Origin of the sequence: Polaromonas sp. (assembly GCF_049790275.1) — a bacterium.
Classification (GTDB): Bacteria; Pseudomonadota; Gammaproteobacteria; order Burkholderiales; family Burkholderiaceae_C; genus Polaromonas.
In genome coordinates, this window is the sequence record NZ_JBAQYR010000012.1 from 1 (window position 1) to 26,869 (window position 26,869).

General features: G+C 64.9%; 23 protein-coding genes and 1 other RNA gene. 4 read left to right on the top strand and 20 right to left on the bottom strand.

Features of this window, described 5'->3' with window-relative positions; translation table 11 throughout:
* The 3 genes from WA904_RS01695 to WA904_RS01705 all read right to left on the bottom strand — a co-directional run.
* On the bottom strand, positions 1-1,166 hold a 1,166-nt coding region (locus WA904_RS01695; RefSeq protein ID WP_425195393.1), incomplete at its 3' end, for an efflux RND transporter periplasmic adaptor subunit.
* A 153-nt stretch (positions 1,167-1,319) separates the two neighbouring features.
* A complete protein-coding gene (rnhA, locus tag WA904_RS01700) occupies positions 1,320-1,793 on the bottom strand; it encodes a ribonuclease HI (RefSeq protein WP_425195394.1) in 474 nt (157 codons plus the stop codon).
* On the bottom strand, positions 1,786-2,667 hold the full coding sequence (locus tag WA904_RS01705; protein WP_425195395.1) for a class I SAM-dependent methyltransferase: 882 nt from the start codon (positions 2,665-2,667) through the stop codon (positions 1,786-1,788). Before WA904_RS01705 ends, rnhA begins: the two co-directional genes overlap by 8 nt.
* A 12-nt stretch (positions 2,668-2,679) precedes the next feature.
* Between WA904_RS01705 and gloB the strand changes: the two genes are divergently transcribed.
* The 3 genes from gloB to WA904_RS01720 all read left to right on the top strand — a co-directional run bounded on the left by gloB (position 2,680) and on the right by WA904_RS01720 (position 5,976).
* A complete protein-coding gene (gene gloB, locus WA904_RS01710) occupies positions 2,680-3,450 on the top strand; it encodes a hydroxyacylglutathione hydrolase (RefSeq protein ID WP_425195396.1) in 771 nt (256 codons plus the stop codon).
* A 101-nt stretch (positions 3,451-3,551) separates the two neighbouring features.
* Positions 3,552-5,015, top strand: coding sequence for a transglycosylase SLT domain-containing protein (locus tag WA904_RS01715; RefSeq protein WP_425195397.1), 1,464 nt, complete (start codon positions 3,552-3,554; stop codon positions 5,013-5,015).
* A 94-nt stretch (positions 5,016-5,109) separates the two neighbouring features.
* Positions 5,110-5,976 carry a restriction endonuclease gene (locus tag WA904_RS01720; protein ID WP_425195398.1) on the top strand — a complete coding sequence of 289 codons (867 nt, stop codon included), beginning with the start codon at positions 5,110-5,112 and terminating at the stop codon, positions 5,974-5,976.
* Between the two features lie 38 nt (positions 5,977-6,014).
* Here the strand turns inward: WA904_RS01720 and WA904_RS01725 are convergent, their stop codons facing one another.
* From WA904_RS01725 to WA904_RS01770, 10 genes are all read right to left on the bottom strand, one after another.
* Positions 6,015-6,167 (bottom strand): DUF3096 domain-containing protein, encoded by a 153-nt coding sequence (locus tag WA904_RS01725; RefSeq protein WP_425195399.1) that lies wholly within the window; start codon positions 6,165-6,167, stop codon positions 6,015-6,017.
* Positions 6,168-6,315: 148 nt separating this feature from the next.
* A complete protein-coding gene (locus WA904_RS01730) occupies positions 6,316-7,005 on the bottom strand; it encodes a glutathione S-transferase family protein (protein ID WP_425195400.1) in 690 nt (229 codons plus the stop codon).
* The gene (locus WA904_RS01735; RefSeq protein WP_425195401.1) at positions 7,005-7,844 is read right to left on the bottom strand and encodes an ABC transporter permease; all 840 of its coding nucleotides are present in this window, start codon (positions 7,842-7,844) and stop codon (positions 7,005-7,007) included. The genes WA904_RS01730 and WA904_RS01735 overlap by 1 nt, the downstream gene beginning before the upstream one ends.
* Before the next feature lie 2 nt (positions 7,845-7,846).
* Positions 7,847-8,686 carry an ABC transporter ATP-binding protein gene (locus WA904_RS01740; RefSeq protein WP_425195402.1) on the bottom strand — a complete coding sequence of 280 codons (840 nt, stop codon included), beginning with the start codon at positions 8,684-8,686 and terminating at the stop codon, positions 7,847-7,849.
* 175 nt (positions 8,687-8,861) lie between these two features.
* Positions 8,862-9,908, bottom strand: a complete 1,047-nt coding sequence (locus WA904_RS01745; protein ID WP_425195403.1) for an ABC transporter substrate-binding protein — start codon at positions 9,906-9,908, stop codon at positions 8,862-8,864.
* Positions 9,909-10,077: 169 nt separating this feature from the next.
* Positions 10,078-10,491: an MAPEG family protein gene (locus WA904_RS01750; RefSeq protein ID WP_425195404.1), complete on the bottom strand. Its 414-nt coding sequence runs from the start codon at positions 10,489-10,491 to the stop codon at positions 10,078-10,080.
* Between the two features lie 53 nt (positions 10,492-10,544).
* Positions 10,545-11,171, bottom strand: a complete 627-nt coding sequence (gene recR, locus WA904_RS01755; protein ID WP_425195405.1) for a recombination mediator RecR — start codon at positions 11,169-11,171, stop codon at positions 10,545-10,547.
* 153 nt (positions 11,172-11,324) lie between these two features.
* Entirely contained in the window at positions 11,325-11,657 is a 333-nt protein-coding gene (locus WA904_RS01760; protein ID WP_077594521.1) for a YbaB/EbfC family nucleoid-associated protein, read from the bottom strand.
* 28 nt (positions 11,658-11,685) lie between these two features.
* Complete coding sequence (dnaX, locus tag WA904_RS01765; protein ID WP_425195406.1) at positions 11,686-13,566, bottom strand: DNA polymerase III subunit gamma/tau; 1,881 nt, start codon at positions 13,564-13,566, stop codon at positions 11,686-11,688.
* A 30-nt stretch (positions 13,567-13,596) separates the two neighbouring features.
* Positions 13,597-15,588 (bottom strand): beta-propeller domain-containing protein, encoded by a 1,992-nt coding sequence (locus WA904_RS01770; RefSeq protein ID WP_425195407.1) that lies wholly within the window; start codon positions 15,586-15,588, stop codon positions 13,597-13,599.
* 147 nt (positions 15,589-15,735) lie between these two features.
* Here WA904_RS01770 and ffs point away from each other — a divergent pair.
* Positions 15,736-15,832, top strand: an RNA gene (gene ffs, locus WA904_RS01775) — signal recognition particle sRNA small type.
* A 67-nt stretch (positions 15,833-15,899) separates the two neighbouring features.
* On the opposite strand, the gene WA904_RS01780 is transcribed toward ffs, so the two are convergent.
* The 7 genes from WA904_RS01780 to WA904_RS01810 form a co-directional block, all read right to left on the bottom strand.
* Positions 15,900-16,370 carry a response regulator gene (locus tag WA904_RS01780; RefSeq protein ID WP_425195408.1) on the bottom strand — a complete coding sequence of 157 codons (471 nt, stop codon included), beginning with the start codon at positions 16,368-16,370 and terminating at the stop codon, positions 15,900-15,902.
* Positions 16,367-18,508, bottom strand: a complete 2,142-nt coding sequence (locus tag WA904_RS01785; protein ID WP_425195409.1) for a sensor histidine kinase — start codon at positions 18,506-18,508, stop codon at positions 16,367-16,369. The genes WA904_RS01780 and WA904_RS01785 overlap by 4 nt, the downstream gene beginning before the upstream one ends.
* Before the next feature lie 146 nt (positions 18,509-18,654).
* The gene (locus WA904_RS01790) at positions 18,655-18,936 is read right to left on the bottom strand and encodes a hypothetical protein (RefSeq protein ID WP_425195410.1); all 282 of its coding nucleotides are present in this window, start codon (positions 18,934-18,936) and stop codon (positions 18,655-18,657) included.
* Positions 18,937-19,031: 95 nt separating this feature from the next.
* A complete protein-coding gene (locus tag WA904_RS01795; RefSeq protein ID WP_425195411.1) occupies positions 19,032-20,426 on the bottom strand; it encodes a TIGR03862 family flavoprotein in 1,395 nt (464 codons plus the stop codon).
* Positions 20,427-20,594: 168 nt separating this feature from the next.
* Entirely contained in the window at positions 20,595-21,227 is a 633-nt protein-coding gene (locus tag WA904_RS01800; protein WP_425195412.1) for a hypothetical protein, read from the bottom strand.
* A gap of 49 nt (positions 21,228-21,276) precedes the next feature.
* Positions 21,277-24,561, bottom strand: a complete 3,285-nt coding sequence (locus WA904_RS01805) for a UvrD-helicase domain-containing protein (protein WP_425195413.1) — start codon at positions 24,559-24,561, stop codon at positions 21,277-21,279.
* A 214-nt stretch (positions 24,562-24,775) separates the two neighbouring features.
* On the bottom strand, positions 24,776-26,869 hold a 2,094-nt coding region (locus WA904_RS01810; RefSeq protein ID WP_425195414.1), incomplete at its 5' end, for a PD-(D/E)XK nuclease family protein.

Consider the following 26,869-nt stretch of genomic DNA (forward strand, 5'->3'; position numbering starts at 1 on the left):
GCAACGGGCGGCGCAACTGGCGAGGCCGCCGAAGCGGCATCAGCCGGCCCGGCGGCGGCAGGCGCGCGCAGGTCCACCACGCGCACTTTCATGCCGTCGCGCTGCACGCGCTGCTGCCCTGTGGTCACCACGGTGTCGCCGGCTTGCAGGCCTGCGGTTATTTCAACCTTGCCCGGCTGGCGAATACCCACCTGCACCGGCACGCGCAGGGTGGTCCAGGTGGCCCCGTCCTGTCCCGGCAGCAGCTTGATCACAAACTGACTGTTCCCCTGGGGCACCAGGGCCTCTTCCGGAATGACCGTGGCGTTGTCGCGCTCGCCAAACACGGCGTTGACGCGCGCAAACATGCCGGGACGCAGCTGCAGCTGCCGGTTGTCGATGCAGGCACGCACCGCCACCGAGCGGCCGTTGGCGTCGATCAGCGGGTCGATCGCCTGTACGACTGCGGTGTATTTGCGGCCCGGCAACGCATCCATGTCCACCAGGGCCGTCTGGCCGCGCCTGAGCTTGTTCTGGAAGCGCTCGGGCAGGCGGAAGTCGACAAACAGGGCGTCGATGTCTTCGATATTGACGATGTCGGCGCCGTCCTTGAGGTAATCACCCGGATTGACCAGACGAATGCCTGCAATGCCATCAAAAGGCGCAATGATCTTCAGCCGCGCCGCCGTCGCTTTGGCCAGTGCCAGTTTGGCTTGCGCCACCTGCAGGGCGGCGGCGCTTTCATCGAGGGAGCGCCGGCTGACAAAATTTTGCGCGACCAGTTCCTGGTTGCGCTTCTGGTTGGCCTGGGCAATCGACAGTTCGGCCTGGCTTTGCTGCACCTGGGCCAGCGGCAGCTGGTCGTCAAACTGCACCAGCACCTGCCCCTTGCGTACCCGCTGGCCGTCGGTGAAATTGAGTTGGGTAATGCGTCCGCTGACCTCGGGACGCAGCACCACGCTGCGGCGCGAGCGCAGGCTGCCAACCGCCTGGGCGTCGTCCACCAGTTGCATGAGCATCACCTTGCCGGCTTCGACGGTGGGGGCGCCACCCGCCGCGGACTGGGTCTGGCCGGCGCCTGCCGCCCGGGCGGTGCCGGACGATTTGTTCTGGTACCACCAGGCAGCCCCCGACAGGCCGGCAATGCCGAGCACCGCGACGACTGAATAAATTGCTTTGGAAGCCATGTGGGAAGGCCGTTGGTTTTATGGAAACTCGAACAATTTGCCAATGTAACAGCAGGTTGCACCGCTGGCATGAAAGGGGTCTTGCCCCAAGCAATTTACCGACCAGATTTACGCCGGCTTTACATTGACCGGCGCAACAAGGGGGCCGGCATCTCAGGCCTTCGACAGCGCCAGCACCACACCCTTGTTGGCCAGCGCATCGGCCCGCTCGTTGCCGGGATCCCCGGCGTGGCCCTTGACCCAGCGCCATTCGATGGTGTGGCCGCTGCCGGTGACCAGCGCATCGAGCTTTTGCCAGAGGTCGACGTTTTTCACCGGCTGCTTGGCGGCGGTGCGCCAGCCCCGCGCTTTCCAGCCGCCTATCCATTCGGTGATGCCCTTGCGCACGTATTCGCTGTCCAGGTACAGCGTCACGCTGCACGGACGCTTGAGCGCGGCCAGGGCCTCGATCACCGCCGTCATTTCCATGCGGTTGTTGGTGGTCCCCATTTCTCCGCCGAACAGTTCCTTGACCGTGCCGCCGCTGGTCAGCATGGCACCCCAACCGCCGGGGCCGGGATTACCCTTGCAGGCGCCGTCGGTGTAAATCACCACATGTTGTGCTGCGGTTTGCGGAAGATCAGTCATGCGTTGCGGAAGTCCATGGTTGTTGTTCTGGGGAAAGGGGAAGTGAGGAAAAAGAGCCGGGGTGACGGACCTGGTTGGCAATGGCTGCCGGCGCGGTGGCGGCGGCCTTGGGCGCTTTCCAGTTCGGCTCGAGCAGACGCATGCCGCGCACCCGTTTGACAGCCACCAGGAAATACAGCGCGCCAAAAATCGGCCACCAGCGCTCGCCGGCCTTGTCCATCCAGGCAAACCGCTCCAGCGACACGGGCCGGCTCACGGCAGGCCGATAGCAGCCAAACTGCCCCGATTCGACCTCAAAACTCAGCAGGCGCAGCCAGTCGCGCAAGCGCCAGTAACCGATGAACTCGCCGGCCTCCGGCAAAAACAGCTCGCCGTAGCCGAGGCGCCGGTAAAAATGCGCACGCCGCTGGCGCAGGCCCCAGAGGCTCGCGGGGTTCATTCCGCTGATGACCACCCGGCCTTCGGGCACCAGTACACGTTCGACTTCGCGCAGCGTTGCATGCGGGTCGCTGCTGAGCTCCAGGGTGTGCGGCAGCAACACCAGATCCAGGCTGTTCTCGGGAAAAGGCAAGGCTGCCGAGTCGGTGAGCAGAGCCACGCGCGGGGAAATTGTCCGGGGGGTGGGGGTCGCACTGCCATCCCCGCCTTCAGGCTGGCCGGCCAGCAGCGCGGACTCGGGTCCCTGCAGCGCCAGCCATTTGTGCGGCATCCGGTTGCTGCGCAGTGCATCGAGTTCGGGTAAACCCAGCTGCAGCGCGTGGTAGCCGAACATGTCGGCCACAGCCTGGTCGAAGCGCTCACGCTCCCACGCCAGCAAATACTCGCCGGGTGGGGTCTTGAACCAGTTTGTGAAACCTATAATTTGTGAGCCCATCGAGACCGCTGCATGTACTTGATTCCCATCCCCGCGTTTGACGACAACTACCTCTGGTTGTTGCACGATGGCCAGCGCGCCGCGGTTGTTGACCCGGGCGATGCCCAGCCTGTGATTCGCGTGCTGCAGGAAAACGGGCTGCAATTAGAGTCGATTCTAGTCACGCACCATCACCCCGACCACATCGGTGGTGTCGACACCCTGCGCGATGCGACCGGTGCGAAAGTTTTCGGTCCGGCCCGCGAACGCATCCCCAAGCCCTTCACGCAGCTCAGTGACGGGGACACGGTGCGGGTACTGGGCCTTGATTTTGCGGTGCTGGACGTGCCCGGTCACACCGCGGGCCACATCGCTTTTTACACCCCGGACATGGACAAGCGCCCTCTGCTGTTTTGCGGCGACACCCTCTTTTCCGGCGGTTGCGGACGCCTGCTGGAAGGCACCCCCGCGCAGATGCTGGCCTCGCTGGACCGTCTCGCCACCCTTCCGGGCGACACGCAGGTGTGCTGCACCCATGAATACACCATGAGCAACCTGCGTTTTGCCCTGGCGGTAGAACCTGACAACAGCGAGCTGATTGGTTACCATGCACGCTGTGCAGCCTTGAGGGAAAAAGACCAACCGACCTTGCCGACCACGATGGCCCAGGAGTTGCTGATTAATCCTTTTTTGCGTACCCGGCAGGCCACTGTCATGGCCGCCGCCCGCCGCTTTGATCCAGCGGCGCATGACGACAACTCCGTATTTGCCGCCATCAGGCAGTGGAAGAACCAATTCAAATGACCGAACCACAGCCACCGTTTCCCTCTTCTTCCCCCTCCCCGCTCCCGTCGGCCGCTGCACGGCTAACTTCCTCGCTGAAAGTTCTTTTCCTTGGCGCTGCGATGGCGCTGCTCGCAGGCTGCGCCAGCACCAGCCCGCCCGGCATGCCCGGCGACCCGGTCCTGAGCACCAGCTCGGCGCCCGTCCCCGCGCTCAAGCCGGTTTTTCCCAGCGGTCCCCTCTCGCCCATTGATCCGGCGCAGACAACCTCCCGCACAGTCGTTACCCTGGAGCCACCGGCCGATTTATGGGCTCGCATTCGCAGCGGCTTCGCCATGCCCAACCTGGAAGGTGAGCTGGTCACCGACCGCGAGCAGTGGTACGCCAGCAGGCCGGACTACATCCAGCGCATGACCGAACGCTCCAGCAAATACCTGTTCCACATTGTTGAGGAACTCGAGCGGCGCAACATGCCGACCGAACTGGCGCTGCTGCCCTACATTGAAAGTGCCTTCAACCCGCAGGCAGTGTCCAGCGCCAAGGCGGCCGGCATGTGGCAATTCATGCCGGCCACCGGCAAGTACTTCGACCTGAAACAGAACGCCTTCCGTGACGACCGCCGCGATGTCCTGGCTTCGACGCGGGCTGCGCTCGATTACCTGCAAAAGCTGCACAGCATGTTCGGCGACTGGCACCTCGCGCTGGCGGCTTACAACTGGGGCGAAGGCAGTGTGGGCCGTGCCATTGCCAAAAACCAGAAGCTGGGACTGGGCACCACCTACCTCGACCTGCGCATGCCCGATGAAACGCGGCTGTACGTGCCCAAGCTCCAGGCAGTCAAGAACATCGTGGCCAATCCCCAGGCCTACCAGACCGAGTTGCCGCTGATTGAAAACCACCCCTATTTCCAGCAAGTCCGGATCACGCGTGATATCGACGTGGCACTGGCCGCCAGGCTGGCCGACGTCGAGATTGCCGATTTCAAGGCGCTCAATCCTTCGGCGCACCGACCGGTGATCATTGCCGCAGGCACCCCGCACATCCTGCTGCCCTGGGACAATGCCAAGATCTTCCAGCGCAACTTCGAAGCCTACACCCAGGGCCAATATGCCAGCTGGACAGCCTGGACGGCACCTGCCACCTTGAGCGTCGGCGACGCGGCCCGGCGCGTCGGCATGAGCGAAGCCGACCTGCGCGGCGTCAACAACATTCCTCCGCGCATGCTGATCAAGGCGGGGTCCACCCTGCTCGTGCCGCGCGGCGCCAAAACAGACAACGACGTCACCAGCCACGTCGCCGACAACGCCCAGATGGCCTTTGCCCCTGAAATCGTCACGCGCCGCAGCACGGTCAAGGCGCGCAAGGGTGAAACCGTCGCCAGCATTGCGCGGCGTTACGGCCTGAACGCAGCCAACGTGGCCGACTGGAACAATGTCAAGGCAACGGCGGCCTTCAAGCTGGGCCAGCAGGTGGTGGTGTTCCTGCCGGTGAAGGCCGGCGGTGCCCGCAAGCCGTCAGTGCGCAGCAACATCAAGGCCGTGCGGCGCAATCCCGGAAAAGCCGTGATCAAGAGCAAACGACGCTAGCCAGTCGAAACAAGCCAAGCCAGATCGTGCCCCGGGCCTTATCTCTCCCTCGCTGCCAGCTATCGAATCAATAGCAAAACCGGCAGCCCGCACCATGGTCACCCGCACGTCTGACAACCCGACCTCTCGCGGTGCCCGGTATCTGTATGTGCTGGGACTGGTGGCCACGGGACTGGGCTTCCTCGTGCTGCTGCTGCCGATGGTGGACACAACATGGCGGCCCGTGGGTGCGGCGGCACTGCTGCTCGGCATCCTGCTGGTGGGCAGTTATTTTCTGGGCAGGCTGAAAGCCGAGATGTCCGCCGACAACCGGGCACCTGAACCCACCTGGCGCAAACCTGCGCATGGCTCGGCCGGTTATGGCAGCCTGCCGGTATCGGACGCGCCGGTGATGACGGGACCGCGCAGCGCCCTGGCCGGACCTGCTGTCGCCACGCCGGTCCAGGCGCCCCCGGCTGCTTTGCCTCCCCTGCCCCCGGCGCCGCCTCCGGCCGCGCCGGCCATCGCCGTACCCGCAAGCCCCGCCACAAGCTGGACGCCTGCGCTGTTTGACCGGATGTCAGCGCAGCAATTCGACGCTGTGTGTGAAGCGCTGTTTGCCCAGGGCGGCTTTGAAACCCGCAGCCAGTCCCATGGCGCTGCCGGCGGTGTGACCATCTGGCTGTATTCGCGCCATGCGCAGCAGGGCAAGGACAGTCCGGTCGCGGTGGCGCTGTGCAAGCAGTGGCCCGGCCAGCCGGTGGGCGTGCGGGAGCTGCACCCCTTGCTGGAATTGATGGCCTCGCGCCAGCTCAAGCGCGGCACCTGCGCAACATCTGCCTTCTGCACGGAGAACGCGCGCAAATTTGCGAAGTACAACAGCATCAACCTGCTGGACCGCCAGGCCGTGATGGACCTGATTGCCAGGCGAAGCCCCGTGCAGCAGCAAACCCTGCTGGCGCTGGCGCAGGCAAACAGCTGACGAAGCAGCCCCGCAGCAGGTGTGCCGAAGGCTGCTTGTTACAGCTTCAGCGAGCCCGTTCCAAACAATCCCAGCAAGCCGATGACGATCAGGTAGATCGCCACGATGAAGTTGAGCAGGCGCGGCATGATCAGGATCAGGATGCCGGCAATCAGGGAAACAACGGGGCCAATGCTGAGGTGGAGGTTCATGGGTTTTCCTTGCGGTGATGAAAGAGGGTAAGGCCCGCACCCGGGTGCTGCGGAGATGGCTGGCACCAATGTAGCGAGCAGCCGCCAGCGTGTATGTAGGACGAAACGATCAAATAGCTTCTCGGGAATGAGGGGCCTGCCGGCCCGTTTAGCGGACCGGCAACAGGGCAGCCAGGAAGGCCGGCAGCGGCCGGTTCTGTGACAGCAGATAGGCCGCCATGGTCCCGGCCACCTGCCGCACCGCCGGCCTCTGGGAAATCCGCTCGCGCCAGGCCAGCAGGCGCGGCGTATCCGCATCCATGACCGCGCCCATGCGCTCACCAAACAGCTGCGCCATGTAAAAGGCAATGTCTGCAAACGAGAACGGGCCGGCGAGGTGGTCACGGTCGGCCAGCAAGACGTCCATCTTCTGATAGTAGTTCTTCGAGGCCTCGCGCGCGGCCACGGCCACCGGGTCCTGCGGTTGGTCCTGCAAGCTCATCAACCGGATGATGGGCGGGAAATACACTTCGTCCGATTGATGCTCGAGCAACCGCGCCCTGGCTTTCGCCACCGTGCCCGACGGCCACAGCGGCGGCTCGGGCTGCAGCTCTTCCAGGTATTCGAAGATCTGCGTCGAATCGAAAATTTCCAGCTCGCCATGCACCAGCACCGGCACCTGCTGCTTGGGGTTGATGCGTGCCACCTCGGGATGTCTGGGCTGGTACAGGCGCTTCATCTCGAAAGGCACCATCACCAGCTCGAAATCCATTCCTTTCTCGAGTGCGGCAATCTGCACCTTGGCGCCAAACATGCTCAGTGGCCCGGAATAAAGAATCATGGGTTGAGGATGTTCCATCACAGTTTCTCGGTTTCGCCGGTGCGCGGCTGCCATTTCATGAGCCGTTTCTCGACGCGCCCGACGATGCCGTCGAGCACCAGCGCAAAGGCGGTCAGCACCACGATGCCGGCAAACACCGTGTTCACATCGAAAGTGCCTTCGGCCTGCAGGATCAGGTAACCGACGCCGCGCGCCGAGCCGAGGTATTCGCCGACCACCGCGCCGACAAAGGCCAGGCCGACCGAGGTATGCAGGCTGGAAAAAACCCAGCTGGTCGCACTTGGCAGATACACCGTGCGCAGCAGTTGCCGTTGATTCGCACCCAACATCCTCGCATTCGCCAGCACCACCGGGCTGACCTCCTTGACGCCCTGATACACGTTGAAAAACACGATGAAAAACACCAGCGTGACCGCCAGCGCCACCTTGCTCCAGATGCCCAGGCCGAACCACATCGCAAAAATGGGCGCCAGGATGACGCGCGGCATCGAGTTGGCAGCCTTGATGTAAGGGTCCATGATCGCGCTGGCCATGGGCGCCAGCGCCAGCCACAGGCCACAGGCCAGGCCCAGCACCGTGCCTATGCCGAAGGCCAGCACCGTTTCGAGCAGCGTCGTGCCCAGATGCAGGTAGATGTCTGCATTGCCCGGCAGCCCATCGGGAAACAGCAGGCTGGGGCCGAAGCCGACAGGCATGAACCAGGACCAGACACGCCCCACCACCTTGATGGGTTCACCGAGAAAAAACGCCAGTTGCTGGTCACGCGAGGCAAGTTGCCACAGGCCCAGGAAAACCACCAGCATGCCGACTTGCCAGGCGCGCAGGTTTTTGTCGGAAGGTTTGACGGCGTTCCACATGGTCAGGCCGCTTTTCTGAGCTGCTGGGCATAACCCTTCAGGACTTCATCGCGCAGCACGTCCCAGATCTGGGTGTGCAGTTCGATAAAGCGCGGCTGGGTCCGCACCTCGGCGACGTTGCGCGGACGCGGCAGGTCGATGGTGAACTCCCCCATGGGCTGTGTCGCCGGCCCGGCCGACAGCACCACCACACGGTCGCTCATGGCAATCGCTTCGTCGAGGTCGTGCGTGATGAACAGGACGGCCTTCTTTTTCGCTGCCCACAAATCGAGCACCTCGTTTTCCATGAGTTGGCGCGTCTGGATGTCGAGTGCCGAAAACGGCTCGTCCATCAGGATGATGTCCGGGTCCAGCGCCAGCACCTGGGCCAGCGCGGTTCGCTTGCGCATGCCACCCGAGAGCTGGTGCGGGTAACGGTCACCGAATCCGCTGAGGCCGACGCGTTCCAGCCAGGCCTGTGCCTGCGCGCGCGCGTCGGCATCCGGCACACCGCGGTATTGCAGGCCGACCATGACGTTGTCGATCGCGCTGCGCCAGGGCATCAAGGCCTCGGTCTGGAACATGTAGCCGGCGCGGGTGTTGATACCGTTGAGCGGCCGGCCGAAGACCTTGACGGTCCCTGATGTGGGCGGCAACAAGCCTGCGCCTATGTTGAGCAGCGTGGACTTGCCGCAGCCGGTCGGCCCGACGACGGAAACAAACTCACCGGCGCGTATGCGCAGCGTGGTTTCACCGACGGCGGTGTAACCCGGCCCCGTGTCACCCGGTGAACGAAAGGTGCAGCTGATGTCAAGCAGCTCAAGCGCGTAATTGCTGGCGTGATTTTCGGCGGGGTCCGTCATGGATGCATTGTCGCCGCGAACCGGGCTGCCTAGACAGAGGCGAGCGACAAGCGAAGTGACTGTGGAAGTTCCAAGCCAGCCGGGGCCGCGGAACCGGCTTAGCCGGGCCGCAGGCGCAGCGGCCCCCTCGGGGGGCAGCGTAGTACGCGAAGCGACAAGCGTGGGGGCCCTATTCCTACGCTTTGAATTTATCCTTGGCGCGCCGCGCAAACTCGTTGGTATAGGTCTTGCCCAGGTCAATCTTGTCGGCCTTGATACTGGGATCAAAGCTGGCCAGGGCCTTGAGTGCCGTCCTGGCCCCTTCGTCGGGAATAAGCCCGTCCAGCGCAATGGCGTCGCGCACCTTGTTGAACGACGCCAGGTACAAACCGCGGTCGCCGAGCAGGTAGTTCTCGGGCACGGTCTTGATGATGTCGCCGGGGCCGGCGGTCTGCAGCCACTTCAGGCCGTGCACGATGGCGTTGGCCAGCGCCTGGCAGGTGTTGGGATTTTTCTGGATGAAGTCGGCCGGTGCATACAGACAGGCCGCCGGCATGGGGCCGCCGAACACATCGACCGTACCCTTGAGCGTGCGCGTGTCCGAGATGATTTTCACCTCGCCTTTTTGCTCCAGCATGGTCATCACCGGATCGGTGTTGCTCATGGCATCGATCTGGCCCGAACGCAGGGCCGCCAGCGCACCGGCCGACGTGCCGACACCGATGAAACTCACGTCCCCGGGCTTGAGTCCGGCGCGCGACAACACCAGGTTGGCCATCATGTTGGTCGAAGATCCGGGTGCCGATACGCCAATTTTCTTGCCGCGCAGATCGGCCACCGATTTGTAGTTGGGCATGTTTTTGGTGGACACACCAAATGCAATCTGCGGTGCCCTGCCCTGCAGCACAAAGGCCTGGAACATCTGGTTTTTTGACTGCAGGTTGATGGTGTGTTCGTACGCACCCGACACCACATCGGCCGAGCCGCCCACCGCCGCCTGCAGCGCACGTGCACCGCCTGCAAAGTCACTGATCTCCACCTCCAGGCCTTCGGCCTTGAAGTAACCGAGCTGCTCCGTGATGGTCAGCGGAAGGTAATAAAACGCGGCCTTGCCGCCGACAGCCAGGGCCACCTTTGTTTTTTCCAGCTTGCCCTGCGCACGCAGGGCCGGAAAGGCCAGCGTGGCTGCCCCAAAAGCGGCAGCGCTGGCGAAAGTTCTTCGATTGATGGTGGTGGGGTTCATGTCTGGTTTCTCGCTCTCTGATTTTTTTGATGTTCGAAAAGAGCATAGCCAGCCGATAAAAAACCCGCATCGGTATCATCCCGTGCGGGTTTGTACGGAACGAGGACTCTCTGCCTAACTCGCACCACGCGCGGCGGGAGTTAGGCAGAGAATCTTTGGTTACCAGACGTTACCGATAGCCCAGAAAAAGAATGCCCACATTCACCAGCAGCGCCAGGAACCAGATCACGCTGCGGCTTTTAGCCATGTCGGCCACATACATCATGACGTAGGCGATGCGCAGCACCACAAACACGAACGCAAACACATCCAGCCGTACCTGCGAGGCGTGCAGCTGGTGCGCAATGATGACGGCCGCAAAGAAAAACGGCAGCGCTTCAAAAGTGTTCGCCTGCGCGCTGTTGGCGCGCGCCCGCCAATCGGTCTGGCGCGCCAGCCAGGCACGCGGGTTCTTGTTGTCGTAGCCGCCCTGGCGAGGAGACACTTGCCACATTCCCCACTTGGCCAGGGCAGCGCAGGCCAGCGGAAGCAGGGCCGCGGCAAGCAGGCACCAATAAGCCACGGTAAAACGCGCGTATGACATTGTTCAGGTGCCTTTCTGGCTTGCAGTCGTTGATAAATGAAAATAGGCGCGCATCAACGCCGGTCCACCAGCGCATGGGCAATGGTGCCGAGATCGACATACTCCAGCTCGCTGCCCACGGGCACGCCGCGCGCGAGCCGCGTGACCTGCACGCCGCGGCTCTTCAGGGCCTGGGCAATCACATGCGCGGTGGCCTCGCCTTCGGCCGTGAAGTTGGTGGCCAGGATCACTTCCTGGACCTCTCGCTCCCCGGCGGGCGCAGGCTCGCCTTGCGCATCCCGGGACAACACGCGATCAAACAGTTTTTGCAGGCCGATGTCATGCGGGCCGATGCCGTCGAGCGGACTGAGCTTGCCCATCAGCACGAAGTACAGGCCGCGATAGGCCAGCGTGCGTTCCAGCGCGGCCTGGTCGGCCGGGGTTTCCACCACACACAGCTTGCTGCGGTCCCGCCCGGGATTGGCGCAGGTGCTGCAGATGTCGAGTTCGGTCAGGGTGTTGCACAGCGCGCAGTGTTTGACGCTGTGCACCGCATGCTCCAGCGCCCGCGCGATCTGCAAGGCGCCTGGCTTGTCGTGTTGCAGCAGGTGAAACGCCATGCGAGCCGCCGACTTGGCGCCCACGCCAGGCAGGCGCCGCAACGCCTGGGTCAGGCCTTCGAGAGCATTGGAGTCAGCCATGGTGGACAGCAAATGGAACGCATGCAGATGTAAGAACCAGGCCAGCCGGGGCCGCGGAACCGGCTTTGCCGGGCCGCAGGCGCAGCGGCCCCTTTTTCGGTGCGAGGGGCAGGGAACTGCCGCAGGCTCGTAGTGAGCGACCGTGGGGGCTCACTAGAAAGGCAGTTTCATGCCGCCGGGCAGTCCCGGCATCCCCGCCGTCAGCTTGCCCATTTTTTCCTGGCTCAGGTCTTCGGCCTTGCGCACGGCTGCGTTGAACGCGGCCGCCACCAGGTCTTCCAGCATGTCCTTGTCGTCGCCCAGCAGGCTGGGGTCGATCTCGACGCGTTTGACGTCGTGCTTGCAGGTCATGGTGACTTTGACCAGCCCGTTGCCTGACTCGGCTGTGACCTCGATGAATGCGAGTTCATCCTGGGCTTTTTTCAGGTTGTCCTGCATGGCCTGCGCCTGCTTCATCAGGCCGGCGAGTTGTCCTTTGTTGAACATGACTTTTTCCTTTAGAACTTGCTGTTGATCATATCGGTTTGCCCGCCGCCGGCGCCAGCGGTTTGATGCTGCCTGGCACAATTTTGGCGCCCCAGTCCCGCATCATGTCCTGCACAAACGGGTCGTTGTGAATGGTTTCCTCGGCCTGCCGTTGGCGCTCCTGTGCAGCAGCAGCATTGCGCCGGGCCGGCGAATCGCCGACGGGCCCCAGTTCCACCGCGAGCCGGGGTGTCTGGTCGCTGTCCTGCAGCGCGGTTTGCAGGGCCAGCTGGAGTTTTTCGCGCGCCGCGGGCTGGTTCAGCGACTCACGCTCCACGCGCAGGGTCCAGACTCCCTCCGTCTGCGAACGCAGCTCCGACTGCAGCGCCAGCTCACGCGCCAGCGCACCTATCATTTCCGCCGCCACCATGCGGTTGACGAGCGCCGTCCAGGCATCGCCCAGCGGGCTGACGCCAGCCGCCGGAACGGGTGCTGCCAGTGGCGCGGGAGCTGCCACAGGTAACGCCGCCGGCGCCGGCTCAGCGGCCGGTGCCTGAACGGCTGGCGGGAAGGCATCCTCCCAGGGCGGAGGCACGGACGCCTCCAGATCCGCTACAAAATCAGGAGCTGGTGGCGCCCGACCAGCAAGGGCTGGAGGCCGATTTTGTTCAATAGCGGGGCGAGGGGCCGGTGCCGGCGGCACAGGCACCGCAGGCGGCATGGTGGGACGGGCCGCCGCCGCGGCAGCCGGGGCCCTGTCAGGCTGCGGCTTTTTTGGAAGCTCGACGGCGCCTCCCGCAGCAGCAGTCGCCGTTGTTGCGCCGGATGGCTTGAAGGCCAGCAGGCGCAGCAGCACCATGGTCAGTGCTGCGTAGTCGTCGGGCGCCAGGCCGAGTTCGGCGCGGCCGTGCAGGCACAGGCTGTAAAGCAGCTGGGTCTCGTCGGCCGGCATGGTTTGCGCCAGCCGTGCCGTGGCGGCGATCTCGGGGTCGGAATCATCGTCTCCCGCGCCCATGCCGGGCACCGCCTGCAACACCGCCATGCGCTGCAGCACGGTTGCCATTTCTTCCAGGGTGGATGCGGCGCTCAGGCCATTGAGGCGCAAGACCTCGGAGGTCTCGACCACACTTTTACCGTCACCGCGCGCCAGCGCATCGAGCAGCTGGAACACATAGCTGCGGTCCACACTGCCCAGCATCTGGCGCACGCTGGCTTCTTGCAGCTGGCCGGAACCGAAGGCAATCGCCTGATCGGTCAGCGACAGCGCATCGCGCATGGAGCCCCGCGCGGCGCGTGCCAGCAGGCGCAGGGCCTGCGGCTCGGAAGCCACTTTTTCCGCGGCCAGCACTTCGGTCAGGTGTTCGAGAATCGTTTCGGGCGCCATGGGCCGCAGGTTGAACTGCAGGCAACGCGATAGCACGGTGGCCGGCACCTTCTGCGGGTCGGTCGTGGCCAGCACAAACTTCAGGTATTCGGGCGGCTCCTCCAGCGTCTTGAGCATGGCGTTGAACGCCGTGTTCGTGAGCATGTGAACCTCGTCGATCATGAAGACCTTGAAGCGCCCCACCACCGGCTTGTAGACCGCCTGCTCCAGCAGTTGCGCGATTTCGTCGACGCCGCGGTTGGAAGCAGCATCGAGTTCGGTGTAATCGACAAACCGGCCGCTGTCGATGTCGGTGCAGGCCTGGCACACGCCGCAGGGCGTGGCGGTGATGCCGCCCTGCCCGTCCGTGCCCAGGCAGTTGAGCGACTTGGCCAGGATGCGCGAGATGGTGGTCTTGCCCACGCCGCGCGTGCCGGTGAACAGGTAGGCATGGTGCAGGCGCTGCGTGCCCAGTGCATTGCTGAGGGCCTGCACCACATGCGACTGCCCGACCATTTCAGAAAAATTCCGGGGGCGGTATTTGCGGGCAAGGACGAGGTAGGACATTCCCCGATTCTACGGTTGCGCCAGAGCCCCTCAGGGCTGGTAATCCGCCGAGCCCGGCGCAAAACTGATGCGCCGGGTCTCCACCAGGCGCTCGGACGCGCCCGGCGCCTGCAACACGCGCCCCTCGACCAGCTCATAACCCAGCAGCGCAAACACCCGGTTGCGCAGGAAGATGGGGCGCGCATTGCCATACCAGTCCACGCAGGAGACGCGGCAGCCATCGTCCTTGCCAATCCCCCGGCGCGAGGCAAGGCTGCCAACACCGCTCAGCTTCAGGCGGTTGTTGCGCAGATAGAGCATGCCGGCAGGCTCGTCCCACAGCTGGCGATAGCCGCCTTGTCCGCTGCCACGCACCGGCAGGCCGACCAGGCCGGAATCCCCACCCTCGGGCTTGTAGAAAAAACCGTGGCTGCGCGTTTCCCCCTGCGCAGCCTGCGTCTGCACAAAACGGCCGGCCACCCGTGCCCTGGCTGCGAGCTGCACGCTGGAGAAATGCAGGTCCTGTCCGTCGGTGCCCACGGCGATCGCATCGCTGCCCAGTGCCTCGATACGGTCCAGGCCGTGCGGCAACGCCAGGGTTTCGGTCGTGATGCGGTCGGCAAAATGCACCACCTGCAATCGCCCCATCGTTCCCGGTGCCGGCCGGCGCCAGCCGCTGCCCGCGCCATAAAGCAGGCGCTGGCCGACAAAACGGTTCTGCAGGCTGCCTTCACCCGCGGCCGGCAAGTGCGCGTAAGCCTGTGCGGGGGCACTGGTCTGGCCATCCCCGAAATCACGCACCGGCACGCGCAGCAGGGACAGGTTGCCGCCGCTGCCTTCGCCGCGCCACATGCCGTCCCCATTGCCATTGGCGCGCAGCAGCACGTTCAGGTAACCGTCGTCGCCCTCCAGGAAGGACATCTGGTCGATCGGGCTGCCCTGGGTCTTGAGCATGCTGGGCGCGCCGGCATCGAGCGGCAACCGGAACACCGCCGATTGCGAGGCCAAGCGCCCGCTGGCAGCGTCGCGCTGGTTGCGCGTGGTCCAGACATACACAGCCCGGCTGGACACATAAAACACCCGGCCGGGCGGGCCCAGCACGGCGCTGGAGCGGCAATCCAGTTCGGGCTGGGCCAGGTCGCAGCGCACGATGGTGTGCAGGGTTGTGCCTTCCTGCGGGTTCAGTGGCTCGTCGGTCCGGTAGATGCGCGTCGCGTCGGCAATGCGTTTGAAGTCCGCCGGCGTGGCGCCCGGCTGCCAGCGCCGCAGCGCGGGCAGGCGCGCCGCCGGATCGGCGTGCCAGAGATTCAGCGGAATGGGTGTGTACAGGATGAGCTGGCTACCGATCAGACGACTCGCATAGTTGCGCGAGGAGTAGTAGTCGCTGGAGCGCAGATGCCAGGTGGCACGGTAGCTGAGCTTGCCCGCGTCGTCGATGTCGAACAGGCCCAGCTCGGTGCCCCCGCGCGCATAGCTGTAGCCGATCACGGCCACCGTGTTGCCGGCCACAATCATCTCGTCGTACCAGGCACCCGAGGGGTTGACGTCCGGCGCGTAGGCGTTGATGGACGACACCGGCAGCAGCTGGTAGCGGTCCACATCGACCGTGAACAATCGTCCCCTGCGCAGGATGACCAGGTGTTTGCCGTGCACCTTGACAATGCCGCCTTCGTCCACGCCGGCTGTCTGGTTGTTGGTGATGGACTCCGTTGCGCCGGCGGCAGCAGGCGCTGGTGCGGCCATGGCCATCGGGACGGGGTAGCTGGGGGCCGGCACCCAGGTCTTGCCGGGGTTCTCGGCCTCCCATTTTTTCCGGACTTCCTCCTGGCGTTGTCGCCGCTCTTCGTCCTGCTTGCGGCGTTCTTCTTCGCGGCGCTTGCGCTCCACCACAAAAGGCTCGAGCCAGGCCTGCAGCGCGGCCTCGTCCGCAAAGGCGGCCAGGGTTTTCGCCGGCACAAAGGCCTCGGCCCCAGCCTGCGCTTGCGCACCATTCAACACCATGCAGACCGACATACCCGCCAGGGCCTTCAACAACCAGGACATGAGCTTTTTCCTTGTTTTCTTTGATGCATGCGCCACCCTCCTGGCGGGCGGTCCGCCGCTTTCCCACGGACTGAAAGGCCAGACTATTTTTCGGCTATTGGATGATATTCGGCCGGGCGAGCCCGCGCCTCGCATAAAATAGTGAGTGACGGGCCTTCCCGCATGGTGAAGCGGCCAACCGGGTCAGATGGGGAACCAAGCAGCCCTAACTGCCGAGCCAGTGCCGGGGTCGAGGTCCGTCACCTTTTTCAGCTAAACAGGGCATGCAAGCATGCCCTGTTTTTTTTTCGCCTGTTGCGCCTTCCCGGCGCTCAGGGCGGTGCGGCGGGACGAGCCGGATCGGGCAGGACGACCAGTGTGAGCCAGTAGCCGGCGAGCTGGCTGATCGCCTGGACAAAGTTGTTGAAGTCGATCGGCTTGGTGATGTAGGAGTTGCAGCGAAGGCTGTACATCTGCTCGATGTCTTTCGCTTCGTACGAAGTGGTGAGGACGACCACGGGCAAGTGCTTGAGCTTGTCGTCCTTGACGATTTCAGCCAGCACCTCGCGTCCGTCCATGATGGGCATGTGCAGGTCCAGCAGGATCAGGTCAGGGGTGGGGGCTTTCGAATAAGGGCCCTGCTTGCGCAGGAACTGCATGCACTTCTCGCCGTTGTCGACATGGTGCAGGTTGACGCGCAGCCGGGCCGCATCGAAGGCCTCTCGGGTCAGGAAAACATCGTCTTCGTTGTCTTCAACCAGCAGGATTTCGGCAACCCTGCTATCGGCAAGCGGTCTGGTCATGAGGAACTGCTCTCTCCGGCGGTGGCCGGGATGGTGAAGCGGAACGTACTTCCTTTGCCTGGCGCCGATTCTATCCAGATTCGGCCACCATGGCTGATGACGACGCGGCGGCAAATGGCCAGACCGATGCCCGTCCCGGTGTATTCCTGCTGCGTGTGCAGACGCTTGAAGATTTCGAAAATGCGCTCGTGGTGCTTCGGTTCTATGCCTATGCCGTTGTCCCTGACCGAAAACACCCACACCCGCTCATGCATCTCAGCGAACACATGCACCAGCGGAGGGCCGTCGCAATACTTGATGCCGTTGGCCACCAGATTCAGCAGCAGTTGCACCAGCTGCGTCCTGTCGCCCGTGACCGTGGGCAGCGGCCCGGCAGTCACGCCGGCACCGCTTGCGCTGATCGGGGCGTCCAGCAGTTGCAGCACGTCCTCGAACACTTCGCTGCAGTCAACGGGGGCAAACGCCCGGCTGTCGGAACTGACCCGCGCATAGGAAAGCAGGTCATCGGTCAGTTGCTCGAGCCGGGTCGCTGCCGCGGCCGTCCGCCGGATCAGGGCAACGGCCCGCTCGTCCAGCTTGCTCGCGTAGTCTTTTTCCAGCAGCTGCACAAAGCCGCCTATGGAGCGCAGGGGCGTCTTCAGGTCATGCGAAGCCACATAGGCAAACTGCTGAAGGTCAAGGTTGCTGCGCTCCAGCGCCTCGTGGATGCGCAGCCGCGCCGTGATGTCGCGCAGGATGAGGGTGTGGACCTCGCTGCCTCCCGCGAGAACCTGCGGAAACGAGATCTCGACCGCAAACTCCTCGCCGTCCAGGCGCATGGCGGTGGCCACCTTGATGGGGATCTCCTCTTCCCCGGTGACCGGCTCCCGGGGCGTCAGCAGTTGTGCAGAAAAGTCGGCGCGCAACCGCTCCGGAATGAAGCGGATGAACGGTGTGCCAATGGCGTCCTCCAGCGGACAGCCGAACATCGTCACCGCGGCAAAGTTGAACAGCACAATGTTCCGGCTGTCGTCCAGGATGACGATGGCGTCCGTGGCCGATTCGACAATGCCGCGCATGCGCGCTTCGCTGTCGGTCAGCGCCTTGCTGGCGTCGGTCAGCATCAGCGATGCCCGGGTGATGGCCTGGCCTACTTCGTCCACCTCCCGTATCTCCAGCGCCGGTACCGTCGCGCCGCGTCCGTAACCCAGCGACAGCGCGGCCGACCTCAGCGCCCGCACGGACTGCACGATGCGCCCGCCCATCAGCCACGCCAACCCCAGGCTGCTCGCCAGCAGCAGCATGGCCAGGCCGCTCAACAGCCACAAGGAGCGGCGCAGCTCCTCGGTCAGCGATTCAACCGGAATACCGATGGCCACGCCCCAGCGCGAAGTAGGTGAACGCGTGAACACGGTCAGCACCGGAATGCCCTCGCGCGACACTGACTCCAGCGATGCTTCGTCTGCCTCCGCCAGGCGCTGGGTCAGGTCCGGCCCGACGGGTTGCCCGATAAACCGGGGAGCTTCGCGTGTGCGGGCCACGATGACACCGGATGCATCGAAGATCGTGGCGATCCGGTTCGGCGGGAAACGGTAGTCCGAGAGGATTTTTTGCAGGTGATCAGGCAGCACCACCGCCACCAGCGAGTGGCTGACGGTGTTGCCGCTGTACACCGGGACGGCCACATTGATCAGCGGCCTCTTGAGGACAGGGCCGATGAAGAGATCCGAAATGTCGGTGCGCCCGTTTTTCAGGACCCGTTCGAGCTGCGCCATGTTGGTGGCCTTGGGCAGCGGCTGGCCGTAGGGCCTGGCGGTGTTGATGCGCTGCTGCCCGCCGGCATCGATCAGGACAATGTTGTTGGCGTAGTGCCGGTGCAGCAGGGTCGTGGCCTGCTCCTGGAACGCCGCAAAGTCCTGGCTTTGCAGAGACGGCGAGGTAGACAACGAACGCAGGGACATCTCGGCCCCCGCAAATTCCCGGTCCACTGCATGTATCAGCGCGCGGGCGTGGGCAACCGTGTCCCGCACCAGCTCGGCGCGCTGGCGCCGGTAGTCGTAAGTCAGCAGCAGGGCCGCCATCACTATCGCGGGAACCAGACAGGCCGCCACCAGCCACGCCAGGCTGGACCGTATGGAAGTGATGCGTGTTTTTTTCAAAAACCCTGGCCTGCCTTCTTGTTGTTCGAAGAGCGTCGGGGCAGGGTCGGGCTGAAAATGAAAGGACTCTGCACGTGCTTCGGCCGATCATAGGCGGCGCCCCAAACCGCGGCAAGGGGTCAGACCCGCGTCCTTGGCATCCTTGTCTAGGAGCTGACCTCTTCCATCGCCGTCGTGGTGTTCAGCGCGTGCTCGGCAATCTGCGCAGACGCCAGCGCCAGCGTGGCCAGCGGGTAGGTGCCGCTGATGATGCTGCGGTAGGCGATTTCTGCCCCCACGGCATCGCGGCCCAGGCCTTCGGTCGCGGCGATGATGCAGGCCTCGATGCTGTCCAGGCCGGCGTCGCTGAACAGGTCTTCGCCCTCGTAGCTGACGCGGTACTCGTACTGCCCCTGCTCCAGGGTGTCGATGTGGAAACGCACGATCATGGCAGACCCCTTTTTATGAATGCTTGCGTGAAATGGGAGCGCAGGAAACCCGGATGCTACAGAATCAATAGCTGCCTGCGCGCGTCCCCATTTGGCTACAGCCCTAAATGATTCAGCACACCCTGCCCGGCCAGATGCCCGCTGGCAAAACAGGCGGTCAGCAGGTAGCCGCCCGTGGGCGCTTCCCAGTCCAGCATTTCGCCGGCGCAAAACACCGGCTGCGGGATATCCTTCACGCTGGCCAGCCGCAGCTGCGCGTCCATGGCGTCAAACATCACGCCGCCCGCGCTGCTGATGGCTTCGTCCAGCGGCCTGGCAGCCACCACACGCACCGGCAGGCCCTTGATCGCATGGGCCAGCCGGACGGCATCGTTCATCGCCTCCTTGTCCAGCAGCTCATGCAGCATGGCGGCCTTGATGCCCTCCAGGTGCAGCCGGCTCTTGAGGTGGCTGGACAGCGAGCGCGAGCCGCGCGGATGCCGCACTTCCACCAGCACCTGCTCGAGCGGCTTGTCGGGCAGCAGGTCAAGCTGGAAGGTGGCGCTGCCGTGCGCGGTGATCTCGTCGCGCAGCAGGGGCGAGGCGGCATAGATCAGGCTGCCTTCGACGCCGGTGGCGGTGGCGACAAACTCGCCCTTGCGGCTGAAGCTGCGCCCCTGTGAATCGGTGAAATGGATGGCGACCGACTTGAAGGGCTGGCCAGCAAAACGGGTGGCGAAATGTTCCGACCAGCCGGCTTGCGGCGCCGGGCCTTGGCCGATGAGTTCCTTGAGGAAGTCGCGGCGGGTTTCGCCCTGCACCGCATGCGCCAGCGCTTCGCGGGAAAGATGGGCCACGTCAAAACCGCAGTTCGAAGGCTGCAGCGGCGCCACCGCCACGCCGCGTTCGGCCAGCAGGGGCACCCAGGCACCGTTCGAGCCCAGGCGCGCCCAGCTGCCGCCGCCCAGGGCCAGCACCACGGCGTCGGCCTGCACCTGCACCAGGCCGGCCGGCGTTGAAAAGCTCAAAGCGCCGTCCTCCGTCCAGCCCAGCCAGCGATGCCGCATGAAAAAAGACACCCCCGCGCCGCGCAGGCGATGCAGCCAGGCGCGCAGCAGCGGCGCGGCTTTCATGTCTTTGGGGAAAACGCGGCCCGAACTGCCGACAAAAGTCTCGATGCCCAGGCCCCGGGCCCAGGCCCGCAATTCAGCAGGGCCAAAGGCCGCGAGCAGCGGCTGCAGGTGCGCGCCGCGCTCACCGTAGCGGCTGAGGAAGGGCCCGGCCGCTTCGGAATGCGTGAGGTTCAGCCCGCCCTTGCCGGCCAGCAAAAATTTGCGACCGACCGAAGGCATGGCGTCATACACCTCGACCTTCACAGCCGCGCCGGCAGCGGCCAGCACCTCGGCGGCCATCAGGCCGGCAGGGCCGCCGCCTATGACGGCAACACGCAGCGGTGTGCGTGGCGGGTTTTGGGCAGAAGTTGAATGGTTCAAGGAGATGTCCGTCTGCATGCAATGGCGAATGGGAAATGCACAAGAGGCGGGTTTGGCCGACAAGCCCACCCGCTCTCGTTTTAATAGCTGTTAACGCCCGTGGTTCAGGGGCCAGAGGGCAAAAAGCCTTGAAGAAACTGGACAAACCTGCATGGGGCAGATTTGCCGATACCCTCATTATTGCAGCTACATGGGCGGGGCAAACCCGTTGCGGCCGACGATCATGCGAAGCGCTGTCGGCTTTCCGTCCCTGACCTGGGCGGTGATCATCACCTTCGCGCCCGGCACCACCAGTGCGTTTTCATCTTCCTTGCCGGGCTTGAAAGTCACCACCGGCGCGGTCGGCGGCACGATGACTGTTTTTTCCCCGTCCTTGTACCTCAGCAGCAACTTCTGGCCGCCCGGCACACTGGCAGGCGCCGCCACCAGATCAGCCACGGTGGCATTGGTCATGGTGCTTTGCGGCTGCAGGTCCCAGGGATAATGGCCCTCGCCGGTGCCGCGGGCAGCTTCGGGGAACACCAGCACCTCCAGCGCGAGCTGGGTGCCGTCAGCCTGGGGCATCGCCGCCGTGCCTACGTAACTTCCGGGCCGGATGTCGGCCAGCTTGAGCGGCAACACCTCGGACACCGCCATGTCGGCCGACCGGACCAGCGTGATCACTTCGCCGCTGCGTTCCCTGACAGTGAGGCTGGTCGCATCGACTTTTTCAATCGTGCCGCGCACGCGCACCGTGGGGTTGGAAGGAGCCGAAGTCTGCGCCCATGCCAGGGGCAGGACGGCCAGGAAGGTCAGCGAGGCAACAAGTTGCTTGAGCATGGAAATGTCTCCTTATTGAGGCCGCTGGGTGACCAGCGGCTGTGTGAGATCACTCCAGCTCGACCACAGTTCCCCGCCCCGTCAGGAAAGCTGCTTTCACCGGCGCGCCGGGGTAAATCAGCTGCACCGCCGCGCGGTAAGCCTGCAGTTGCGCCACCAGCGCAGGCTGCAGCTCCGGGGCCACGGCCGATTTGTAATCGAGCACCCACCAGTGGCCTTCATGGCCCGCGTCCTTGCGCTGCACCAGGCGGTCCAGCCGCAGCGCCTGGCCGGCGTAAACCAGGTCAACCTCGTTGCCCTGCCAGGCGACCGATCCCGGGCTCCAGGCCCAGGCGCCCTCGCCCGCCAGAATTCGCCTGGCCAGCCCGGCAGCTTCGGCCGCCTGCGCCGGGCTCAGGCGAAATTCGCGCGCCGCCGCCTTCACCTGTTCTGCCGACAAGGCACCACCCCACTGCAGCAAGCGGTGCATGGCCTTGCCGATGCGCGCCTTCAGCGAATCCTCATCCACCCGCTCCACGGCCGGTGCAGCGGGCGCCAGTACCTCCGGCAAAACAGGCAACTCGGGCAGGTAAAAAACGCCGGCGTCCGCCAGATCCGGCCGCGCCGCGGCGGATTCGTCGGCCACCGGCGCAGGCAGCTCGCCCACCAGTGCCTGCAGGCGCTGCCACCAGCTCTCGGTGGTCACGCGGTGCGGCTCGATCGAGGAAATCACCAGCGTATGGCGGGCACGCGTCAGCGCCACATACAGGGCGTTGAGCTCTTCGCGCTTGCGGGCGGCCAGCTCGCTGTCCAGCGTGTCGGCGGCGCAGGCAGGCGGACGGCTTTCGCTGACCAGGAAGACAAACTTGCGCGGCTCGGTCGCTTCGCCGGGCCAGTTGACCAGCACACCCATGCTGTCTGCGTTGCGTTCCACGGTGTCGGTGTCCAGCAGCAGCACGGCCTCGGCTTCGAGGCCCTTGGCGCCGTGGATGGTCAGCAGCCGGACGGCCTCGCTGCTGACGGCTGCCGGCGCCTGGGTGCCGCCGGCCTTGAGCGCGCGCACAAAACCGTAGGGCGTGGCGTAGCGTCCGCCGTCGAGTGCCAGCGACACACCGAGCAGCGCGCGCAGATTCGCCAGCACCGCGCTGCGCTGCGCTGCCGGGGCCGCGGCGCCAAAACGCGCCAGTACGTCGCCGTCGTCGTAAATGCCTTGCAGCGCATCGTGCGGCGGCAAACGGTCCAGCCAGCCCTTCCATCTGGTCAAAACAGGCCCCAGACCTTTCAGATCGGGCGCAAGCAGCTCCTCTTTTTGTAGCAGGCTGTACCACGGCTGATGATGCTCGCGCTGCAGCACGGCCAGTTGCACCAGGCTTTCGTCAGCCAGACCGAACAGCGGTGAGCGCAGCGCGCGCGCCAGCGACAGGTCGTGCTGCGGCGACACCAGCACGTCGAGCAGCGCCACCACATCCAGCACTTCGCAGCAGTCGATGAGCTCGGTTTTTTCGCCCACCTGCGCGGGAATGTGCAGCGCGCGCAACTCGTCCTGCAGCGGCAGCAAGCCAGCGCGCTTGCGCGAGAGGACCATCACGTCTTGCGGCCTGAGGCCACCCGCTACCTGTTCTGAAATCCAGGCAGCGGCCTGCCGCGCTTCGCGCGTGCGCAGGGTTTCTTCGGGCAGCTCGCGCGGCGTCGTCAGGCTGTCGCGCCAGCCGGCGGCCAGCGGCGATGCCTCTTCTTCATCCTTGTTGCGCGCAATGGGCGGCAGGCGGCCCACGGCGCCGGCCAGGCCCGAGGCCGTGGTGTGTTCACGAAAGCCTTCATACCCGTCGGTTTCACGCGCCGTGGCCATGGCCGAGTTGACGGTGTCGATCACGGCTTCGGCGTTGCGCCGGGTGTGGTCGCAGCTGAGCAGATCACCCCCCAGGCCGTGCACCACAAAAGCCTGCGCGGCCCGAAACACCTGAGGCTCGGCGCGGCGGAAGCGGTAAATGCTCTGCTTGGGATCACCCACCAGGAACACGCTGGGCGCCGAGCCCGCACCCGAGTAGCCGATGAGCCAGGCATACAGCGCCTGCCACTGCAGCGGGTTGGTGTCCTGGAACTCGTCGATCATCAAATGCCGTATGCGCGCGTCCAGCCGCTCCTGCACCCAGCCCGACAGGACAGGGTCGGCCAGCATCAGCAGCGCGGCGCGTTCGACATCATTCATGTCCACCCAGCCACGGTCGCGCTTCAGGGCGGTGAACTGGGCAATCAGCACACGCGTCAGGCGCGCCATGCGCTGCTGGTACAGCCAGGCGTCGTGCTGCTGGCGGGCCGCCACCACGCGCAGCACCAGGTCCTGGGCAACGCGCACCTGTTCAATGCCAACGATTTTTTCGCCGAACTTGCGCGGCGTGCCCTTCTCGGTCAGCAGGGCCGCGATGGCTGCCGGGAAGTCACCGGCCGTCAACGCGCGCTCCAGCTCCACGCCTTTGGCCGAAAAAGTCGGTGCGCTTGCACGGCCGAGGGCCACGGCGGCGTCCCGCAAGGTTTGCCGGTGAAAGCGATTGGTGCTGAGCAGCTCTTCCGGTTCATCGAGGCTGCCAAATTCGGTGAACTGCGCACTGAAGGGTTGTACCGATGCGTCGATCACGCCCTTTTCATCGGCCAGCGTGAACTCGGTGCGCTTGTCGAGTGCGGCCTGCAAGGCTTTGTCGGCCTGGAAACGCCCATACGCCAGCACCACCGCTTCAAAGTCGGCCTTGAGTGACGCGTCAGCCGCGACGGCCGCATAAAACCGCCGCCACACCAGCGCGCGCGCCGGCGCATCGTCTTCCAGCAGTTCGTAGTTCACCGGCAGTTCCAGGCGCTGCAACACCGCCACCGGTGCGCTGCGCAGCAGGGCTGCAAACCAGCTGTGAAAGGTACGGATCTGCACAGAGCGGCCGCTGGCCAGGATGGAGCGGTATAAATTTGATAGCTGCTCGCGCACGGCCTGTGCGGATTTCAGGCCCTTTTGACTTGAGAAATCGATCCTGACGCCGCGCATTTCCAGTTCACGTTGCAGGGTCTCGTCGTCGGCATGGGCAAAGGCCTTGAGCCATTCGTCCAGGCGCTCGCGCATTTCGCCGGCGGCTTTTTTGGTGAAGGTGATCGCCAGGATCTCATGCGGTAGCACCTGCTGCCCAGATGCGGCTGTAGCGCCGTCAAGCAGCGCGCGCACGATGCGCGACACCAGCATCCAGGTCTTGCCGGCGCCGGCGCAGGCTTCTACCGCCACGCTGCGCCGCGGGTCGCAGGCGATGGCGTAGAACGCATCGGCGGAGACCGGCTCGCCATTGCATTCGTAGGCGGCGGTGTGGGGGATTTTCATAGTCCACCCCTGTCAGCGAACGCAGGCATCCCATTCAAGCAGGGGCCGCGGAACCGGCTTTGCCGGGCCGCAGGCGCAGCGGCCCCCGAGGGGCTGGAGCCCGCGGCTCCAAAGCTGCCTGCGCAGCTTTGGACGGGCGACACTGGCGAAGCGTCTCGCGAGCCGCGGCCTGCAAGGCCTCGGGAGCTACACGAAGTAAGCGACCGTGGGGGCATCATTCACTCCAGAAGTCTTTGCGGCACAGGCCGCGTGCAGCGCAATAGTCGCAAGCCTTGCCCTCACCCAGCGCCGGAAGCGCTACGCCGCGTGCGATGCGCGCCATGTCGGTCAGGATGCTGTCGATGAGTTCATCGCGCAAGCCGACGATGTCGGGCTGTTCATAAGTCTTGGTGGGCTCTTTTTCGCCGAGGTTGACATAAGCCGCCGCGAGGGTGTCGTCGCTCATCAGGGCCGCATAAAACGCCAGCTGCGTGTCTTCCTGGCCGTTCTTGATGCGTTCGGCGGTGGTGGTGCGTGGCTCGGTCTTGTAGTCGATCACCAGGGCGTGCCCGTCGGGCTGGCGGTCGACGCGGTCAAGCTGGCCGAGCAGCGTGAGCGTGCCGACGGGCACTTCGCGCCAGACTTCGGCTTCGTCGAATACCGCGCCGGTGGCTTCGTGGTCGGCCAGCCATTTCAGGTAGCCCTCGCGCACGCCGGGCCAGGCCGCGGCAAAGGGCAAAAACTCGCTGTCGCTGAGCGCCAGTTCCTGCGTGGCGCACTCGGCCGCTGTATTGAGCATTACTACCCGTGCTGATGCGTCGGACGTTGGCACTGCCTTGAGAGCTTCATGGAAATGCCGCAGCAGGCTGTGCAACCAGTTGCCGAAGTCGCGCTTGCCCAGCTCGCTTTCGAGCTCTTCAGGCTCCTGCAGCCGAAGCTGGCGCAGCGCAAAAAAGCGGTAGGGGCAACGCCGCAAGTCCTCATAGGCGCTGGCCGAAAGACGGTTCACAGGTAAGGCATTACCCGTCGGAAAGGGATGCGGCGTCGGCTGGATGGTCACGGTACGCTGGCTGCGGGGGTCAATGGCCATGCTCAGCGCTGCATCTTCGCCCTGGTCCAGCAGCAGCTCCTGCACAAAACCGCTGGGGATCAGGTGTTCGCCGGATTCGCTGGTGCGCCAGAGCACATCGAGGTGCGGCATGTGCAGGGCGTATTGCCAGGCATGGCGCTGGCCGGCGGCAAGCACTTCTCGCGACGGCAAGCCCAGCAGCTCGCGCTGGCCGGGCGTCCAGGGGCCGGCAGATTCCGGCGACACCGGCAGGCGGATCTCATCGCAACCGGGCAGCACCACGGCCTGCATGGGCCGGCCCAGCAGTTGCGGCAGCGGCAAGATGACCACCTGCTCTGCCGGCGGATGCACCGGGGAAAACTTGCCGCCCTCCAGCGCCTGGTTGGCCCACTGCGTGAAGTCATGCAGCCGCATCACCGGGGATGCTTCGAACTCGGTCTCGGCGCCTTCATGCAGGCGCAGCACATCCAGCACCGTCTGCCCGGCCTCGTCCTGCGCCAGTGCGTCCCACTGCCCGGCCGCTTGCAAAAGGGCACGCAGGTCGCGCAGCCACATCGCCAACGGGCGCGCACGGCTGAAAGGGCCGCGCAAGGCGTTCACTTCGCGCGCCAACGGGCCCGTTGCTGCAAAGGCGGGCGGCAAGATGTCTTCTTCCGCAAAGTCCGGCAGGTCGCGCCAGGCGCGCACGCCGGTCTTGCGCAATTCGGTTTCGGCGGCGGTTACCAGAGCGGCGTCAAATGCCGGTGCGTTTTTCAGCCAGTCCAGCACGGCATCCGTCGATGCGTCCCAGGGCATGGCGCGCAGCAAGCTCATCAGGCTGGCGGCGGCGCGGGTGGTGGAGAGCTTCCAGCCGGTTTCATCGCGCATGGCAATGCCGCGCTCGGCCAGCATGGCGCCGACACGGCGCGTGAGCTGCCGGTCCTGCGCAATCAAGGCGACCGGGCTGCGGCCTTGCGCCAGATGCGCCAGCACGCAGGCAGCAGCGCGGCCCGCTTCGTCTTCAGCGTCTTGCGCAATGTGCAGCGCGGGTGGTGCCGAGGGCCCTTCGAGCGAGACACACAGCGGGATGGAAACCGACCGGTCGCCGAAATGCGCCTTGAGGGCTTCGGTAAGCGGGTCGGCCTGAAAGCCTTCCAGCACCGCAAACAGCTGCGGTTTCGCCTGGAATAGGCGGTCTGTGGGATAGGCGGACGCCGCCGCCCAGGCCAGCGCAATGCGCCCCACGGCAGCCTCGAGCGCCAGCACCGGGGAGTCCAGGCC

Bases quoted from the DNA above. Each gene is read 5' to 3' on its own strand.
- rnhA (WP_425195394.1), bottom strand. From the start codon at position 1,793: ATGACTGATCTTCCGCAAACCGCAGCACAACATGTGGTGATTTACACC.
- WA904_RS01705 (WP_425195395.1), bottom strand. From the start codon at position 2,667: ATGGGCTCACAAATTATAGGTTTCACAAACTGGTTCAAGACCCCACCC.
- gloB (WP_425195396.1), top strand. From the start codon at position 2,680: ATGTACTTGATTCCCATCCCCGCGTTTGACGACAACTACCTCTGGTTG.
- WA904_RS01715 (WP_425195397.1), top strand. From the start codon at position 3,552: ATGGCGCTGCTCGCAGGCTGCGCCAGCACCAGCCCGCCCGGCATGCCC.
- WA904_RS01720 (WP_425195398.1), top strand. From the start codon at position 5,110: ATGGTCACCCGCACGTCTGACAACCCGACCTCTCGCGGTGCCCGGTAT.
- WA904_RS01725 (WP_425195399.1), bottom strand. From the start codon at position 6,167: ATGAACCTCCACCTCAGCATTGGCCCCGTTGTTTCCCTGATTGCCGGC.
- WA904_RS01730 (WP_425195400.1), bottom strand. From the start codon at position 7,005: ATGGAACATCCTCAACCCATGATTCTTTATTCCGGGCCACTGAGCATG.
- WA904_RS01735 (WP_425195401.1), bottom strand. From the start codon at position 7,844: ATGTGGAACGCCGTCAAACCTTCCGACAAAAACCTGCGCGCCTGGCAA.
- WA904_RS01740 (WP_425195402.1), bottom strand. From the start codon at position 8,686: ATGACGGACCCCGCCGAAAATCACGCCAGCAATTACGCGCTTGAGCTG.
- WA904_RS01745 (WP_425195403.1), bottom strand. From the start codon at position 9,908: ATGAACCCCACCACCATCAATCGAAGAACTTTCGCCAGCGCTGCCGCT.
- WA904_RS01750 (WP_425195404.1), bottom strand. From the start codon at position 10,491: ATGTCATACGCGCGTTTTACCGTGGCTTATTGGTGCCTGCTTGCCGCG.
- recR (WP_425195405.1), bottom strand. From the start codon at position 11,171: ATGGCTGACTCCAATGCTCTCGAAGGCCTGACCCAGGCGTTGCGGCGC.
- WA904_RS01760 (WP_077594521.1), bottom strand. From the start codon at position 11,657: ATGTTCAACAAAGGACAACTCGCCGGCCTGATGAAGCAGGCGCAGGCC.
- dnaX (WP_425195406.1), bottom strand. From the start codon at position 13,566: ATGTCCTACCTCGTCCTTGCCCGCAAATACCGCCCCCGGAATTTTTCT.
- WA904_RS01770 (WP_425195407.1), bottom strand. From the start codon at position 15,588: ATGTCCTGGTTGTTGAAGGCCCTGGCGGGTATGTCGGTCTGCATGGTG.
- WA904_RS01780 (WP_425195408.1), bottom strand. From the start codon at position 16,370: ATGACCAGACCGCTTGCCGATAGCAGGGTTGCCGAAATCCTGCTGGTT.
- WA904_RS01790 (WP_425195410.1), bottom strand. From the start codon at position 18,936: ATGATCGTGCGTTTCCACATCGACACCCTGGAGCAGGGGCAGTACGAG.
- WA904_RS01795 (WP_425195411.1), bottom strand. From the start codon at position 20,426: ATGCAGACGGACATCTCCTTGAACCATTCAACTTCTGCCCAAAACCCG.
- WA904_RS01800 (WP_425195412.1), bottom strand. From the start codon at position 21,227: ATGCTCAAGCAACTTGTTGCCTCGCTGACCTTCCTGGCCGTCCTGCCC.
- WA904_RS01805 (WP_425195413.1), bottom strand. From the start codon at position 24,561: ATGAAAATCCCCCACACCGCCGCCTACGAATGCAATGGCGAGCCGGTC.